The organism is Pseudomonas sp. SK2 (assembly GCF_016772395.1).
Lineage (GTDB): Bacteria > Pseudomonadota > Gammaproteobacteria > Pseudomonadales > Pseudomonadaceae > Aquipseudomonas > Aquipseudomonas taiwanensis.
The window spans coordinates 143777-160596 of sequence record NZ_CP061944.1; the positions used below are offsets into that span (position 1 = coordinate 143777).

5 protein-coding genes, 4 tRNA genes and 6 rRNA genes are annotated in these 16820 nt (G+C 54.2%); 12 read left to right on the top strand and 3 right to left on the bottom strand.

The genetic code is table 11. The features are described from left to right. Positions 1-2 precede the first annotated feature (2 nt). The 3 genes from IF103_RS00675 to IF103_RS00685 all read right to left on the bottom strand — a co-directional run bounded on the left by IF103_RS00675 (position 3) and on the right by IF103_RS00685 (position 2785). Positions 3-317 carry an NAD(P) transhydrogenase subunit alpha part 2 gene (locus IF103_RS00675; protein WP_023378063.1) on the bottom strand — a complete coding sequence of 105 codons (315 nt, stop codon included), beginning with the start codon at positions 315-317 and terminating at the stop codon, positions 3-5. 11 nt (positions 318-328) lie between these two features. Next, positions 329-1450: a Re/Si-specific NAD(P)(+) transhydrogenase subunit alpha gene (locus IF103_RS00680; RefSeq protein WP_023378065.1), complete on the bottom strand. Its 1122-nt coding sequence runs from the start codon at positions 1448-1450 to the stop codon at positions 329-331. A gap of 408 nt (positions 1451-1858) precedes the next feature. Further along, positions 1859-2785: a LysR family transcriptional regulator gene (locus tag IF103_RS00685; RefSeq protein WP_202675799.1), complete on the bottom strand. Its 927-nt coding sequence runs from the start codon at positions 2783-2785 to the stop codon at positions 1859-1861. 162 nt (positions 2786-2947) lie between these two features. On the opposite strand from IF103_RS00685, the gene IF103_RS00690 reads away from it, so the two are divergent. From IF103_RS00690 to rrf (IF103_RS00745), 12 genes are all read left to right on the top strand, one after another. Next, positions 2948-4129: an acyl-CoA dehydrogenase gene (locus IF103_RS00690; RefSeq protein ID WP_023378068.1), complete on the top strand. Its 1182-nt coding sequence runs from the start codon at positions 2948-2950 to the stop codon at positions 4127-4129. 15 nt (positions 4130-4144) lie between these two features. Next, positions 4145-5365 (top strand): CaiB/BaiF CoA transferase family protein, encoded by a 1221-nt coding sequence (locus IF103_RS00695; protein WP_023378069.1) that lies wholly within the window; start codon positions 4145-4147, stop codon positions 5363-5365. 547 nt (positions 5366-5912) lie between these two features. Further along, positions 5913-7449, top strand: a 16S ribosomal RNA gene (locus IF103_RS00700). A gap of 86 nt (positions 7450-7535) precedes the next feature. Further along, a tRNA-Ile gene (locus tag IF103_RS00705) sits at positions 7536-7612 on the top strand. A gap of 26 nt (positions 7613-7638) precedes the next feature. Then, a tRNA-Ala gene (locus tag IF103_RS00710) sits at positions 7639-7714 on the top strand. Positions 7715-7956: 242 nt separating this feature from the next. After that, a 23S ribosomal RNA gene (locus IF103_RS00715) occupies positions 7957-10848 on the top strand. A gap of 130 nt (positions 10849-10978) precedes the next feature. Next, a 5S ribosomal RNA gene (gene rrf, locus IF103_RS00720) occupies positions 10979-11094 on the top strand. 442 nt (positions 11095-11536) lie between these two features. Further along, positions 11537-13073: ribosomal RNA gene (locus IF103_RS00725) — 16S ribosomal RNA — on the top strand. An 86-nt stretch (positions 13074-13159) separates the two neighbouring features. Continuing rightward, positions 13160-13236: transfer RNA gene (locus IF103_RS00730), tRNA-Ile, on the top strand. 26 nt (positions 13237-13262) lie between these two features. Further along, positions 13263-13338 (top strand) — tRNA-Ala (locus IF103_RS00735). 242 nt (positions 13339-13580) lie between these two features. Next, positions 13581-16472: ribosomal RNA gene (locus IF103_RS00740) — 23S ribosomal RNA — on the top strand. 130 nt (positions 16473-16602) lie between these two features. After that, positions 16603-16718 (top strand): 5S ribosomal RNA (gene rrf / locus IF103_RS00745). The 16S, 23S and 5S rRNA genes sit together here with 4 tRNA genes alongside, the layout of an rRNA operon. Positions 16719-16820 lie beyond the last annotated feature (102 nt).

The window sequence follows — 16820 nt, forward strand, 5'->3', positions numbered from 1 at the left end:
GCTTACTTCTGCCCTTCGTTCTTGGTTTTCTTCTTGAACATCTCAAGCATGCGTCGGGTGACCAAAAAACCACCGAACACATTCACCGCGGCCAACGCCACGGCCAGGGTGCCCATCAGCTTGCCGGCCGGGGTAACGGTCAGTGCGGCGGCCAGCATGGCGCCGACGATGACAATGGCGGAGATGGCATTGGTAACCGCCATGAGCGGTGTGTGCAGCGCCGGGGTGACGTTCCAGACCACGTGGTAGCCCACATAAATGGCCAGCACGAAGATGATCAGGTTGTAGATGCCGTGGGAAATCAGCATGTCTTCCATTGTCGTGCTCCTTAGCCGTTCTTGCGGACGACCTGGCCATCACGGCACATGAGGCAGGCCGCGACGATGTCGTCTTCGAGGTTGATGACCAGCGCGCCGTCCTTGTCGAACAGCAGCTTCATGAAGTCCAGCAGGTTGCGTGCGTACAACGCCGAGGCATCGGCACCGACCTGAGCGGGCAAGTTGGTGGGGCCAACGATGGTCACACCGTTCTCCATCACTACTTGATCGGCAACGGTCAGCGGGCAGTTGCCGCCTTGGGCGGCTGCCAGGTCGATGACCACCGAGCCCGGCTTCATCTGCGCCACGGTTTCGGCGCTGAGCAGGGTCGGTGCCTTGCGGCCGGGGATCAGTGCGGTGGTGATGACGATGTCGGCCTGTTTGGCGCGTTCGTGTACGGCCTGAGCCTGGCGCTGCATCCAACTGGCCGGCATCGGACGCGCATAACCGCCTACCCCTTCGGCGCACTCACGCTCTTCATCGGTTTCGTAGGGCACGTCGATGAACTTGGCGCCGAGCGACTCGATCTGCTCCTTCACCGCGGGGCGAACGTCCGAAGCCTCGATCACTGCGCCCAGGCGTTTGGCCGTCGCGATGGCCTGAAGGCCAGCTACGCCTGCGCCAAGAATCAGGACACGGGCGGCCTTCACGGTGCCGGCGGCAGTCATGAGCATCGGCATGAAGCGCGGGTAGTGGTGAGCTGCCAGCAGCACGGCCTTGTAACCGGCGATGTTGGCTTGCGACGACAGCACGTCGAGGCTTTGAGCCCGTGACGTGCGAGGTGCGGCTTCCAGGGCGAAGGCGGTGATACCGCGCTCGGCCATCTTGGCGATCAGCTCGTTGTTGAAGGGGTTGAGCATGCCCACCAGGAGGCTGCCACTGTTGATCTGCGCAAGCTCCTCGTCGTTGGGGGCAACGACCTTGAGGACCAATTGGGCGCCGTAGGCATCGGCAGCGCTTCCCAGGGAAGCTCCCACGGCCTCATAGGCACTGTCCGGAATGCTGGCGTTAAGCCCTGCCCCCCGTTGGACGGTGACCTGATGGCCTTGGCCAATCAGTTTCTTGATGGTTTCTGGGGTCGCAGCGACCCTTGTCTCACCGGTCTGCGTCTCGAGAGGAACACCAATGTGCACGACTTTGTCTCCTGCGGTGACCTTTTGTCTTTGTGAATCCAGCGCACTACGGGTGGTGCGCTGGTGTGGCCGATAAGCGCCGAGCCGCCTGTTTACGGGCGGGCGAAGCATTTTGCAGACGAACCCGGAGCCCTTCAACCGGTTCTGAAGCGATACGAACTTAAAACTACAAGTCACCCTGTGACCGTATGTCGCAAGGGGCGGGATGCAGCCCGTCAAATACGGGCAATTGGCAGATTAGGGGAAATTTTGAAATTTTTTGCAGAGATTTCGCTGACAGGCCTGCAAATGTCGCAAATACTGCTGGAGGCCGCGTCCTTGGCAGCTTTCAGCAGCTTTTTCGGTTCACCTGAACAGTTTGCTGTTTTGCGACAAATAATTATATCTGTAGGTGTTAAAAATAATTGACTACAAAGGTCGGGAAGGCGTTCTGCCCGTCTGCGCTGCCGTGAACAGTTGCGCCTGTTGCAGTAGCCAGTCGCGGAATGCGCGCAGGGAAGCGGATTCGACCTTGCGTTCAGGGATCATGAGGTAATAGGCCTTGTCGCTCGTCAGCGCGTGCCCATTGGCCTGCACCAGCCTACTCTCATCCAGCTCGTGCTGAATCAAAAATGGAGGGATGAGCGCAACCCCCATCTCATGCATGGCTGCTTGGGCAAGCATGGAGAATAGTTCATAGCGTGGGCCTGTCATGTCGCCTTCGACATTAATGCCCAGGCTGCCGAACCACTGCCTCCAGGCATAGGGGCGGGTGGTCTGCTGCAGCAAAGGGAGCTCGGCGATGCGCCGCGCGTCCAGTCTGCCCTCCCCGCCCAGCAGGTTTGGGCTGCACACAGGGACTGGATTTTCGCCCATTAGGCGGTGAGCCTGGGTACCAGGCCAATCGGCATCACCAAAATAGATGGCGGCGTCAAAGGCTGTATCGGCGAACAGGAAGGGCCGAGTGCGGTTGGTCAGGTTGACGGTGACATCGGGGGTGCGCTGCTGGAAGTCCTTGAGTCGGGGCAGCAACCACTGTGTGCCGAAAGTTGGCACCACCGCCAATTCGATTACGTTCGCGCCCTGCTGGCGCATGACCGACAAGGTATCGCGTTCCACCGCGTCTAGCTGCGCGGCGACTTGCCGACTGTAGGACAAACCTGCCTCGGTTAGCTTTACGCCGCGTCGAGAGCGGCGGAACAGCTCGACGTTCAGGAATGCCTCCAGGCCGCCTATTTGCCGACAAACGGCGCCTTGTGTCAGGGCAAGTTCATGTGCGGCCTTGGTGAAGCTTTCGTGGCGGGCTGCTGCCTCGAAGCAAACCAGGGCGGCGGTACTGGGTATCTTGCGGCGCATGTACGTCAACCTCACTCGTTCGGCAGGCGGTATAAGGAGTCTGCTGGCTACGGAGTGACAAATTATCACTTAATGGTGCGCAATCCTCGTTTGTAGAGGGCGCAGATCAGGCCTAGGATCAAGGGCACAAGAACTACCTCCCCTATTTCGAGGATCTCGCTCATGGCTGGTAAAGCAAGCTTCAACTGGATCGACCCACTGCTGCTCGATCAGCAGCTCACTGAAGAAGAGCGCATGGTGCGTGACAGCGCTTATCAGTTCGCCCAGGACAAGTTGGCGCCCCGTGTGTTGGAAGCCTTCCGGCATGAGCGGACAGACCCAGCGATTTTCCGCGAGATGGGCGAGGTCGGCCTGCTGGGTGCGACCATCCCGGAGCAGTACGGTGGCAGCGGTCTCAATTATGTGTGCTATGGCCTGATCGCCCGCGAGGTGGAACGCATCGACTCGGGCTATCGTTCGATGATGAGTGTTCAGTCGTCCTTGGTGATGGTGCCGATCAACGAGTTCGGCACCGAGGCACAAAAGCAGAAGTACCTGCCCAAGCTGGCCAGCGGTGAGTGGGTCGGTTGCTTCGGGTTGACCGAGCCTAACCATGGTTCCGACCCAGGTTCGATGATTACCCGTGCCAAGAAGGTTGAAGGCGGCTATCGCCTTACGGGTAGCAAGATGTGGATCACTAACAGCCCGATCGCCGATGTGTTCGTGGTGTGGGCCAAGGATGATGCGGGCGATATTCGTGGTTTCGTCTTGGAGAAAGGTTGGCAGGGCCTCAGTGCCCCGGCGATTCATGGCAAGGTTGGCCTGCGTGCGTCGATTACCGGCGAGATCGTGATGGACAACGTCTTCGTGCCTGAGGAAAACATCTTCCCGGATGTCCGTGGCCTGAAAGGCCCGTTCACGTGCTTGAACTCGGCACGCTACGGCATCTCTTGGGGCGCCCTTGGGGCTGCTGAAGCCTGTTGGCACACTGCGCGCCAGTACACTCTGGATCGTCAGCAGTTCGGGCGCCCACTGGCTGCCAACCAGTTGATCCAGAAGAAGCTGGCCGACATGCAGACAGAAATCACGCTGGCGCTGCAGGGTTGCTTGCGCCTGGGTCGTATGAAGGACGAAGGCACGGCCGCCGTCGAGATTACCTCGATCATGAAACGCAACTCCTGTGGCAAGGCCCTGGACATTGCGCGCATGGCGCGCGACATGTTGGGTGGCAATGGCATCTCTGACGAATTCGGGGTTGCGCGTCATCTGGTGAATCTGGAGGTCGTCAACACCTACGAGGGCACGCATGACGTGCATGCACTAATCCTCGGGCGTGCGCAGACCGGCATTCAGGCCTTCTACTGATCGAGGAGCCAGCCCATGGGCGCGCTTTCACATTTGCGGGTGCTAGACCTTTCGCGTGTGTTGGCCGGGCCCTGGGCCGGCCAGATCCTGGCCGACCTTGGTGCTGATGTGATCAAGGTGGAGCGGCCAGGCAGCGGCGACGATACAAGGGCTTGGGGGCCTCCTTTCCTGAAGGACGTCCAAGGTGAAAACACCAGCGAGGCGGCTTATTACCTCTCGGCCAACCGCAACAAAAGATCGGTGACCATCGACTTCACGCAGCCCCAGGGGCAGCGCCTGGTGCGTGAGCTTGCGGCCAAGTCGGACATCGTCATCGAGAACTTCAAGGTTGGCGGGCTAGCGGCTTATGGGTTGGATTATCAAAGCCTCAAGGCGGTGAACCCGACGCTCATCTATTGTTCGATTACCGGGTTTGGCCAAACAGGGCCTTATGCCAAGCGTGCTGGCTATGACTTCATGATCCAGGGGCTGGGTGGGCTGATGAGCCTGACCGGGCGACCCGAGGGTGAGGAGGGGGCGGGTCCGGTAAAGGTGGGTGTGGCCCTGACCGACATATTGACCGGGTTGTACTCCACTGTGGCGATACTCGCCGCCCTCGCCCACCGCGACCAGTCCGGTACCGGGCAGTACATCGATATGGCGCTGCTGGATGTGCAGGTGGCCTGCCTGGCCAACCAGGCGATGAACTACCTGACGACAGGCATCCCGCCAAAGCGGTTGGGCAACGCTCACCCAAATATCGTGCCTTATCAGGATTTCCCGACCGCGGATGGCGATTTCATCCTTACCGTGGGCAACGATGGGCAGTTCCGCAAGTTTGCGGAAGTGGCTGGGCAGCCACAGTGGGCTGACGATCCGCGTTTCGCAACGAATAAGCAGCGCGTCGCCAACCGGGCCGAGCTGATCCCATTGATCCGTCAGGCTACTGTGTTCAAGACCACGGCCGAGTGGGTCAGTCAGCTGGAGGCAGCAGGCGTGCCGTGTGGGCCGATCAACGATCTGGCGCAGATGTTCCAGGATCCGCAGGTGGTCGCTCGAGGGTTGTCAGTGAGTCTTGATCACCCGTTGGCAGGCAAGGTGCCCCAGGTGGCTAGTCCCATTCGGTTATCGCAGACGCCAGTGGAATACCGTCATGCGCCGCCTCTGTTGGGTGAGCACACCGAGGCCGTATTGCATCAGCTGTTGGGATTGGATGCGGGTGAGGTCCAGCGATTGCGTGATGCGGGTGTGCTTTGAGGTGATGGAAGGTGAGCGCTAAGCGGGGAGGCCGTCAGGCCTCCCCGCTTGGCTTTTTAAGCGGTATTGAAGTTTCTTGGAATTAAAAGGTTGACGGCCTCTCGAATCCCCTTATAATGCGCCCCACTTCCGACGCAGTCGAAACGAAAAACTCCTTGTTAATCAACAGGTTGAGCGTTTAGAAAGCAATCGGAAGCGCTGAAAGAGGTGGTTGACAGCGTTTTAAAACGCTGTATTATTCGCCTCCCGCTACGAGAGATCGCAGCGAGTCAAGTGTTTGAAGCTAAACGAGTTTCTCGCAAAAAACTTCAAAATAAACGCTTGACAGCAAATGAGGAAAGCGTAGAATGCGCGCCTCGGTTGAGACGAAACGCTCTTAGCCAAACGCTCTTTAACAAATCGAATCAAGCAATTCGTGTGGGTGCTTGTGAGTACGGACTGATAGTCACAAAGATTATCAGCATCACAAGTGGCCATGCGAGAAATCACATAGTCATTTGAGATTGCTGAGCCAAGTTTAGGGTTTCTTAAAAACCCAAGCAGTATTGAACTGAAGAGTTTGATCATGGCTCAGATTGAACGCTGGCGGCAGGCCTAACACATGCAAGTCGAGCGGATGACGGGAGCTTGCTCCTTGATTCAGCGGCGGACGGGTGAGTAATGCCTAGGAATCTGCCTGGTAGTGGGGGACAACGTTTCGAAAGGAACGCTAATACCGCATACGTCCTACGGGAGAAAGCAGGGGACCTTCGGGCCTTGCGCTATCAGATGAGCCTAGGTCGGATTAGCTAGTTGGTGAGGTAATGGCTCACCAAGGCGACGATCCGTAACTGGTCTGAGAGGATGATCAGTCACACTGGAACTGAGACACGGTCCAGACTCCTACGGGAGGCAGCAGTGGGGAATATTGGACAATGGGCGAAAGCCTGATCCAGCCATGCCGCGTGTGTGAAGAAGGTCTTCGGATTGTAAAGCACTTTAAGTTGGGAGGAAGGGCAGTAAGCTAATACCTTGCTGTTTTGACGTTACCGACAGAATAAGCACCGGCTAACTCTGTGCCAGCAGCCGCGGTAATACAGAGGGTGCAAGCGTTAATCGGAATTACTGGGCGTAAAGCGCGCGTAGGTGGTTCGTTAAGTTGGATGTGAAAGCCCCGGGCTCAACCTGGGAACTGCATCCAAAACTGGCGAGCTAGAGTACGGTAGAGGGTGGTGGAATTTCCTGTGTAGCGGTGAAATGCGTAGATATAGGAAGGAACACCAGTGGCGAAGGCGACCACCTGGACTGATACTGACACTGAGGTGCGAAAGCGTGGGGAGCAAACAGGATTAGATACCCTGGTAGTCCACGCCGTAAACGATGTCAACTAGCCGTTGGAATCCTTGAGATTTTAGTGGCGCAGCTAACGCATTAAGTTGACCGCCTGGGGAGTACGGCCGCAAGGTTAAAACTCAAATGAATTGACGGGGGCCCGCACAAGCGGTGGAGCATGTGGTTTAATTCGAAGCAACGCGAAGAACCTTACCAGGCCTTGACATGCAGAGAACTTTCCAGAGATGGATTGGTGCCTTCGGGAACTCTGACACAGGTGCTGCATGGCTGTCGTCAGCTCGTGTCGTGAGATGTTGGGTTAAGTCCCGTAACGAGCGCAACCCTTGTCCTTAGTTACCAGCACGTTATGGTGGGCACTCTAAGGAGACTGCCGGTGACAAACCGGAGGAAGGTGGGGATGACGTCAAGTCATCATGGCCCTTACGGCCTGGGCTACACACGTGCTACAATGGTCGGTACAGAGGGTTGCCAAGCCGCGAGGTGGAGCTAATCTCACAAAACCGATCGTAGTCCGGATCGCAGTCTGCAACTCGACTGCGTGAAGTCGGAATCGCTAGTAATCGCGAATCAGAATGTCGCGGTGAATACGTTCCCGGGCCTTGTACACACCGCCCGTCACACCATGGGAGTGGGTTGCACCAGAAGTAGCTAGTCTAACCTTCGGGAGGACGGTTACCACGGTGTGATTCATGACTGGGGTGAAGTCGTAACAAGGTAGCCGTAGGGGAACCTGCGGCTGGATCACCTCCTTAATCGACGACATCAGCCTGCTGATGAGCTCCCACACGAATTGCTTGATTCTTTGTATAAAGACGATGCTGTAACGCGACCCTGTTATAGGTCTGTAGCTCAGTTGGTTAGAGCGCACCCCTGATAAGGGTGAGGTCGGCAGTTCAAATCTGCCCAGACCTACCAATTACTTGGTGCGGCCTAGAACACACGGGGCCATAGCTCAGCTGGGAGAGCGCCTGCCTTGCACGCAGGAGGTCAGCGGTTCGATCCCGCTTGGCTCCACCACTCTTTCAGGTTGTACAGCTGCTCAGAACTTAGAAATGAACATTCAGATCGAATGTTGATTTCTGACTTTTGTCAGATCGTTCTTTAAAAATTCGGATATGTGATAGATAGACTGGCACGCACTTTCACTGGTGTGATGTCAGGCTAAGGTAAAATTTGTGAGTTCTGCTCTTAATTGAGCAACATGCGAATTTTCGGCGAATGTCGTCTTCACAGTATAACCAGATTGCTTGGGGTTATATGGTCAAGTGAAGAAGCGCATACGGTGGATGCCTTGGCAGTCAGAGGCGATGAAAGACGTGGTAGCCTGCGATAAGCTTTGGGGAGTCGGCAAACAGACTGTGATCCAGAGATCTCTGAATGGGGGAACCCAGCCAGCACAAGCTGGTTATCTTGTACTGAATACATAGGTGCAAGAGGCGAACCAGGGGAACTGAAACATCTAAGTACCCTGAGGAAAAGAAATCAACCGAGATTCCCTTAGTAGTGGCGAGCGAACGGGGACCAGCCCTTAAGTTGATTTGAGATTAGTGGAACGCTCTGGAAAGTGCGGCCATAGTGGGTGATAGCCCCGTACACGAAAATCTCTTGTCAATGAAATCGAGTAGGACGGAGCACGAGAAACTTTGTCTGAACATGGGGGGACCATCCTCCAAGGCTAAATACTACTGACTGACCGATAGTGAACCAGTACCGTGAGGGAAAGGCGAAAAGAACCCCGGAGAGGGGAGTGAAATAGAACCTGAAACCGTATGCGTACAAGCAGTGGGAGCCTACTTTGTTAGGTGACTGCGTACCTTTTGTATAATGGGTCAGCGACTTATATTCAGTGGCGAGCTTAACCGAATAGGGGAGGCGTAGCGAAAGCGAGTCTTAATAGGGCGTTTAGTCGCTGGGTATAGACCCGAAACCGGGCGATCTATCCATGGGCAGGTTGAAGGTTAGGTAACACTGACTGGAGGACCGAACCGACTACCGTTGAAAAGTTAGCGGATGACCTGTGGATCGGAGTGAAAGGCTAATCAAGCTCGGAGATAGCTGGTTCTCCTCGAAAGCTATTTAGGTAGCGCCTCATGTATCACTCCAGGGGGTAGAGCACTGTTTCGGCTAGGGGGTCATCCCGACTTACCAAACCGATGCAAACTCCGAATACCTGGAAGTGCCGAGCATGGGAGACACACGGCGGGTGCTAACGTCCGTCGTGAAAAGGGAAACAACCCAGACCGTCAGCTAAGGTCCCAAAGTCATGGTTAAGTGGGAAACGATGTGGGAAGGCTTAGACAGCTAGGAGGTTGGCTTAGAAGCAGCCATCCTTTAAAGAAAGCGTAATAGCTCACTAGTCGAGTCGGCCTGCGCGGAAGATGTAACGGGGCTCAAACCATGCACCGAAGCTACGGGTGTCATCTTTGATGACGCGGTAGAGGAGCGTTCTGTAAGCCTGTGAAGGTGAGTTGAGAAGCTTGCTGGAGGTATCAGAAGTGCGAATGCTGACATGAGTAACGACAATGGGAGTGAAAAACTCCCACGCCGAAAGACCAAGGTTTCCTGCGCAACGTTAATCGACGCAGGGTTAGTCGGTCCCTAAGGCGAGGCTGAAAAGCGTAGTCGATGGAAAACAGGTTAATATTCCTGTACTTCCAGTTATTGCGATGGAGGGACGGAGAAGGCTAGGCCAGCTTGGCGTTGGTTGTCCAAGTTTAAGGTGGTAGGCTGAGATCTTAGGCAAATCCGGGATCTTAAGGCCGAGAGCTGATGACGAGTTGCCTTTAGGCGACGAAGTGGTTGATGCCATGCTTCCAAGAAAAGCTCCTAAGCTTCAGATAACTGGGAACCGTACCCCAAACCGACACAGGTGGTCGGGTAGAGAATACCAAGGCGCTTGAGAGAACTCGGGTGAAGGAACTAGGCAAAATGGCACCGTAACTTCGGGAGAAGGTGCGCCGACGAGGGTGAAGGACTTGCTCCGTAAGCCCATGTCGGTCGAAGATACCAGGCCGCTGCGACTGTTTATTAAAAACACAGCACTCTGCAAACACGAAAGTGGACGTATAGGGTGTGACGCCTGCCCGGTGCCGGAAGGTTAATTGATGGGGTTAGCGCAAGCGAAGCTCTTGATCGAAGCCCCGGTAAACGGCGGCCGTAACTATAACGGTCCTAAGGTAGCGAAATTCCTTGTCGGGTAAGTTCCGACCTGCACGAATGGCGTAACGATGGCGGCGCTGTCTCCACCCGAGACTCAGTGAAATTGAAATCGCTGTGAAGATGCAGTGTATCCGCGGCTAGACGGAAAGACCCCGTGAACCTTTACTATAGCTTTGCACTGGACTTTGAATTTGCTTGTGTAGGATAGGTGGGAGGCTTTGAAGTGGGGACGCCAGTTCTCATGGAGCCATTCTTGAAATACCACCCTGGCAACTTTGAGGTTCTAACTCAGGTCCGTTATCCGGATCGAGGACAGTGTATGGTGGGTAGTTTGACTGGGGCGGTCTCCTCCCAAAGAGTAACGGAGGAGTACGAAGGTGCGCTCAGACCGGTCGGAAATCGGTCGCAGAGTATAAAGGCAAAAGCGCGCTTGACTGCGAGACAAACACGTCGAGCAGGTACGAAAGTAGGTCTTAGTGATCCGGTGGTTCTGTATGGAAGGGCCATCGCTCAACGGATAAAAGGTACTCCGGGGATAACAGGCTGATACCGCCCAAGAGTTCATATCGACGGCGGTGTTTGGCACCTCGATGTCGGCTCATCACATCCTGGGGCTGAAGCCGGTCCCAAGGGTATGGCTGTTCGCCATTTAAAGTGGTACGCGAGCTGGGTTTAGAACGTCGTGAGACAGTTCGGTCCCTATCTGCCGTGGACGTTTGAGATTTGAGAGGGGCTGCTCCTAGTACGAGAGGACCGGAGTGGACGAACCTCTGGTGTTCCGGTTGTCACGCCAGTGGCATTGCCGGGTAGCTATGTTCGGAAGAGATAACCGCTGAAAGCATCTAAGCGGGAAACTTGCCTCAAGATGAGATCTCACTGGAACCTTGAGTTCCCTAAAGGGCCGTCGAAGACTACGACGTTGATAGGTTGGGTGTGTAAGCGCTGTGAGGCGTTGAGCTAACCAATACTAATTGCCCGTGAGGCTTGACCATATAACACCCAAGCAATTTGCTGACGCAGATTGCGGTGGTGAAGACGAAACGACCGAAAGTTCGCAAGACCACAAATTCACATATCCGAATTGGCCAAGAGTGTTTACACGACATTCTGGCAACAGAATTTCTTGACGACCATAGAGCATTGGAACCACCTGATCCCATCCCGAACTCAGTAGTGAAACGATGCATCGCCGATGGTAGTGTGGGGTTTCCCCATGTGAGAGTAGGTCATCGTCAAGATTCATTTCGCAAAACCCCTATCTGCGCGAGCAGGTAGGGGTTTTGTCTTTAAGTAGAAGCAGATGCTTCGTCCTGGACAGCCGAGGGGCTGGCAAGGAAAAGGGGGTTGACAGCATTTCTGGATGCTGTATTATTCGCCTCCCGCTACGAGAGATCGCAGCGAGTTAAGTGTTTGAAGCTAAACGAGTTTCTCGCAAAAAACTTCAAAATAAACGCTTGACAGCAAATGAGGAAAGCGTAGAATGCGCGCCTCGGTTGAGACGAAACGCTCTTAGCCAAACGCTCTTTAACAAATCGAATCAAGCAATTCGTGTGGGTGCTTGTGAGTACGGACTGATAGTCACAAAGATTATCAGCATCACAAGTGGCCATGCGAGAAATCACATAGTCATTTGAGATTGCTGAGCCAAGTTTAGGGTTTCTTAAAAACCCAAGCAGTATTGAACTGAAGAGTTTGATCATGGCTCAGATTGAACGCTGGCGGCAGGCCTAACACATGCAAGTCGAGCGGATGACGGGAGCTTGCTCCTTGATTCAGCGGCGGACGGGTGAGTAATGCCTAGGAATCTGCCTGGTAGTGGGGGACAACGTTTCGAAAGGAACGCTAATACCGCATACGTCCTACGGGAGAAAGCAGGGGACCTTCGGGCCTTGCGCTATCAGATGAGCCTAGGTCGGATTAGCTAGTTGGTGAGGTAATGGCTCACCAAGGCGACGATCCGTAACTGGTCTGAGAGGATGATCAGTCACACTGGAACTGAGACACGGTCCAGACTCCTACGGGAGGCAGCAGTGGGGAATATTGGACAATGGGCGAAAGCCTGATCCAGCCATGCCGCGTGTGTGAAGAAGGTCTTCGGATTGTAAAGCACTTTAAGTTGGGAGGAAGGGCAGTAAGCTAATACCTTGCTGTTTTGACGTTACCGACAGAATAAGCACCGGCTAACTCTGTGCCAGCAGCCGCGGTAATACAGAGGGTGCAAGCGTTAATCGGAATTACTGGGCGTAAAGCGCGCGTAGGTGGTTCGTTAAGTTGGATGTGAAAGCCCCGGGCTCAACCTGGGAACTGCATCCAAAACTGGCGAGCTAGAGTACGGTAGAGGGTGGTGGAATTTCCTGTGTAGCGGTGAAATGCGTAGATATAGGAAGGAACACCAGTGGCGAAGGCGACCACCTGGACTGATACTGACACTGAGGTGCGAAAGCGTGGGGAGCAAACAGGATTAGATACCCTGGTAGTCCACGCCGTAAACGATGTCAACTAGCCGTTGGAATCCTTGAGATTTTAGTGGCGCAGCTAACGCATTAAGTTGACCGCCTGGGGAGTACGGCCGCAAGGTTAAAACTCAAATGAATTGACGGGGGCCCGCACAAGCGGTGGAGCATGTGGTTTAATTCGAAGCAACGCGAAGAACCTTACCAGGCCTTGACATGCAGAGAACTTTCCAGAGATGGATTGGTGCCTTCGGGAACTCTGACACAGGTGCTGCATGGCTGTCGTCAGCTCGTGTCGTGAGATGTTGGGTTAAGTCCCGTAACGAGCGCAACCCTTGTCCTTAGTTACCAGCACGTTATGGTGGGCACTCTAAGGAGACTGCCGGTGACAAACCGGAGGAAGGTGGGGATGACGTCAAGTCATCATGGCCCTTACGGCCTGGGCTACACACGTGCTACAATGGTCGGTACAGAGGGTTGCCAAGCCGCGAGGTGGAGCTAATCTCACAAAACCGATCGTAGTCCGGATCGCAGTCTGCAACTCGACTGCGTGAAGTCGGAATCGCTAGTAATCGCGAATCAGAATGTCGCGGTGAATACGTTCCCGGGCCTTGTACACACCGCCCGTCACACCATGGGAGTGGGTTGCACCAGAAGTAGCTAGTCTAACCTTCGGGAGGACGGTTACCACGGTGTGATTCATGACTGGGGTGAAGTCGTAACAAGGTAGCCGTAGGGGAACCTGCGGCTGGATCACCTCCTTAATCGACGACATCAGCCTGCTGATGAGCTCCCACACGAATTGCTTGATTCTTTGTATAAAGACGATGCTGTAACGCGACCCTGTTATAGGTCTGTAGCTCAGTTGGTTAGAGCGCACCCCTGATAAGGGTGAGGTCGGCAGTTCAAATCTGCCCAGACCTACCAATTACTTGGTGCGGCCTAGAACACACGGGGCCATAGCTCAGCTGGGAGAGCGCCTGCCTTGCACGCAGGAGGTCAGCGGTTCGATCCCGCTTGGCTCCACCACTCTTTCAGGTTGTACAGCTGCTCAGAACTTAGAAATGAACATTCAGATCGAATGTTGATTTCTGACTTTTGTCAGATCGTTCTTTAAAAATTCGGATATGTGATAGATAGACTGGCACGCACTTTCACTGGTGTGATGTCAGGCTAAGGTAAAATTTGTGAGTTCTGCTCTTAATTGAGCAACATGCGAATTTTCGGCGAATGTCGTCTTCACAGTATAACCAGATTGCTTGGGGTTATATGGTCAAGTGAAGAAGCGCATACGGTGGATGCCTTGGCAGTCAGAGGCGATGAAAGACGTGGTAGCCTGCGATAAGCTTTGGGGAGTCGGCAAACAGACTGTGATCCAGAGATCTCTGAATGGGGGAACCCAGCCAGCACAAGCTGGTTATCTTGTACTGAATACATAGGTGCAAGAGGCGAACCAGGGGAACTGAAACATCTAAGTACCCTGAGGAAAAGAAATCAACCGAGATTCCCTTAGTAGTGGCGAGCGAACGGGGACCAGCCCTTAAGTTGATTTGAGATTAGTGGAACGCTCTGGAAAGTGCGGCCATAGTGGGTGATAGCCCCGTACACGAAAATCTCTTGTCAATGAAATCGAGTAGGACGGAGCACGAGAAACTTTGTCTGAACATGGGGGGACCATCCTCCAAGGCTAAATACTACTGACTGACCGATAGTGAACCAGTACCGTGAGGGAAAGGCGAAAAGAACCCCGGAGAGGGGAGTGAAATAGAACCTGAAACCGTATGCGTACAAGCAGTGGGAGCCTACTTTGTTAGGTGACTGCGTACCTTTTGTATAATGGGTCAGCGACTTATATTCAGTGGCGAGCTTAACCGAATAGGGGAGGCGTAGCGAAAGCGAGTCTTAATAGGGCGTTTAGTCGCTGGGTATAGACCCGAAACCGGGCGATCTATCCATGGGCAGGTTGAAGGTTAGGTAACACTGACTGGAGGACCGAACCGACTACCGTTGAAAAGTTAGCGGATGACCTGTGGATCGGAGTGAAAGGCTAATCAAGCTCGGAGATAGCTGGTTCTCCTCGAAAGCTATTTAGGTAGCGCCTCATGTATCACTCCAGGGGGTAGAGCACTGTTTCGGCTAGGGGGTCATCCCGACTTACCAAACCGATGCAAACTCCGAATACCTGGAAGTGCCGAGCATGGGAGACACACGGCGGGTGCTAACGTCCGTCGTGAAAAGGGAAACAACCCAGACCGTCAGCTAAGGTCCCAAAGTCATGGTTAAGTGGGAAACGATGTGGGAAGGCTTAGACAGCTAGGAGGTTGGCTTAGAAGCAGCCATCCTTTAAAGAAAGCGTAATAGCTCACTAGTCGAGTCGGCCTGCGCGGAAGATGTAACGGGGCTCAAACCATGCACCGAAGCTACGGGTGTCATCTTTGATGACGCGGTAGAGGAGCGTTCTGTAAGCCTGTGAAGGTGAGTTGAGAAGCTTGCTGGAGGTATCAGAAGTGCGAATGCTGACATGAGTAACGACAATGGGAGTGAAAAACTCCCACGCCGAAAGACCAAGGTTTCCTGCGCAACGTTAATCGACGCAGGGTTAGTCGGTCCCTAAGGCGAGGCTGAAAAGCGTAGTCGATGGAAAACAGGTTAATATTCCTGTACTTCCAGTTATTGCGATGGAGGGACGGAGAAGGCTAGGCCAGCTTGGCGTTGGTTGTCCAAGTTTAAGGTGGTAGGCTGAGATCTTAGGCAAATCCGGGATCTCAAGGCCGAGAGCTGATGACGAGTTGCCTTTAGGCGACGAAGTGGTTGATGCCATGCTTCCAAGAAAAGCTCCTAAGCTTCAGATAACTGGGAACCGTACCCCAAACCGACACAGGTGGTCGGGTAGAGAATACCAAGGCGCTTGAGAGAACTCGGGTGAAGGAACTAGGCAAAATGGCACCGTAACTTCGGGAGAAGGTGCGCCGACGAGGGTGAAGGACTTGCTCCGTAAGCCCATGTCGGTCGAAGATACCAGGCCGCTGCGACTGTTTATTAAAAACACAGCACTCTGCAAACACGAAAGTGGACGTATAGGGTGTGACGCCTGCCCGGTGCCGGAAGGTTAATTGATGGGGTTAGCGCAAGCGAAGCTCTTGATCGAAGCCCCGGTAAACGGCGGCCGTAACTATAACGGTCCTAAGGTAGCGAAATTCCTTGTCGGGTAAGTTCCGACCTGCACGAATGGCGTAACGATGGCGGCGCTGTCTCCACCCGAGACTCAGTGAAATTGAAATCGCTGTGAAGATGCAGTGTATCCGCGGCTAGACGGAAAGACCCCGTGAACCTTTACTATAGCTTTGCACTGGACTTTGAATTTGCTTGTGTAGGATAGGTGGGAGGCTTTGAAGTGGGGACGCCAGTTCTCATGGAGCCATTCTTGAAATACCACCCTGGCAACTTTGAGGTTCTAACTCAGGTCCGTTATCCGGATCGAGGACAGTGTATGGTGGGTAGTTTGACTGGGGCGGTCTCCTCCCAAAGAGTAACGGAGGAGTACGAAGGTGCGCTCAGACCGGTCGGAAATCGGTCGCAGAGTATAAAGGCAAAAGCGCGCTTGACTGCGAGACAAACACGTCGAGCAGGTACGAAAGTAGGTCTTAGTGATCCGGTGGTTCTGTATGGAAGGGCCATCGCTCAACGGATAAAAGGTACTCCGGGGATAACAGGCTGATACCGCCCAAGAGTTCATATCGACGGCGGTGTTTGGCACCTCGATGTCGGCTCATCACATCCTGGGGCTGAAGCCGGTCCCAAGGGTATGGCTGTTCGCCATTTAAAGTGGTACGCGAGCTGGGTTTAGAACGTCGTGAGACAGTTCGGTCCCTATCTGCCGTGGACGTTTGAGATTTGAGAGGGGCTGCTCCTAGTACGAGAGGACCGGAGTGGACGAACCTCTGGTGTTCCGGTTGTCACGCCAGTGGCATTGCCGGGTAGCTATGTTCGGAAGAGATAACCGCTGAAAGCATCTAAGCGGGAAACTTGCCTCAAGATGAGATCTCACTGGAACCTTGAGTTCCCTAAAGGGCCGTCGAAGACTACGACGTTGATAGGTTGGGTGTGTAAGCGCTGTGAGGCGTTGAGCTAACCAATACTAATTGCCCGTGAGGCTTGACCATATAACACCCAAGCAATTTGCTGACGCAGATTGCGGTGGTGAAGACGAAACGACCGAAAGTTCGCAAGACCACAAATTCACATATCCGAATTGGCCAAGAGTGTTTACACGACATTCTGGCAACAGAATTTCTTGACGACCATAGAGCATTGGAACCACCTGATCCCATCCCGAACTCAGTAGTGAAACGATGCATCGCCGATGGTAGTGTGGGGTTTCCCCATGTGAGAGTAGGTCATCGTCAAGATTCATTTCGCAAAACCCCTATCTGCGTGAGCAGGTAGGGGTTTTGTCTTTAAGTAGAAGTTATAGATTTTCGCTGAAGCGTCCGCAGGACGGATCGGCACAC

What these genes read in the sequence shown, in the direction of transcription:
- IF103_RS00675 (WP_023378063.1), bottom strand. Translation starts at nt 317, where the DNA reads ATGGAAGACATGCTGATTTCCCACGGCATCTACAACCTGATCATCTTC.
- IF103_RS00685 (WP_202675799.1), bottom strand. Translation starts at nt 2,785, where the DNA reads ATGCGCCGCAAGATACCCAGTACCGCCGCCCTGGTTTGCTTCGAGGCA.
- IF103_RS00690 (WP_023378068.1), top strand. Translation starts at nt 2,948, where the DNA reads ATGGCTGGTAAAGCAAGCTTCAACTGGATCGACCCACTGCTGCTCGAT.
- IF103_RS00695 (WP_023378069.1), top strand. Translation starts at nt 4,145, where the DNA reads ATGGGCGCGCTTTCACATTTGCGGGTGCTAGACCTTTCGCGTGTGTTG.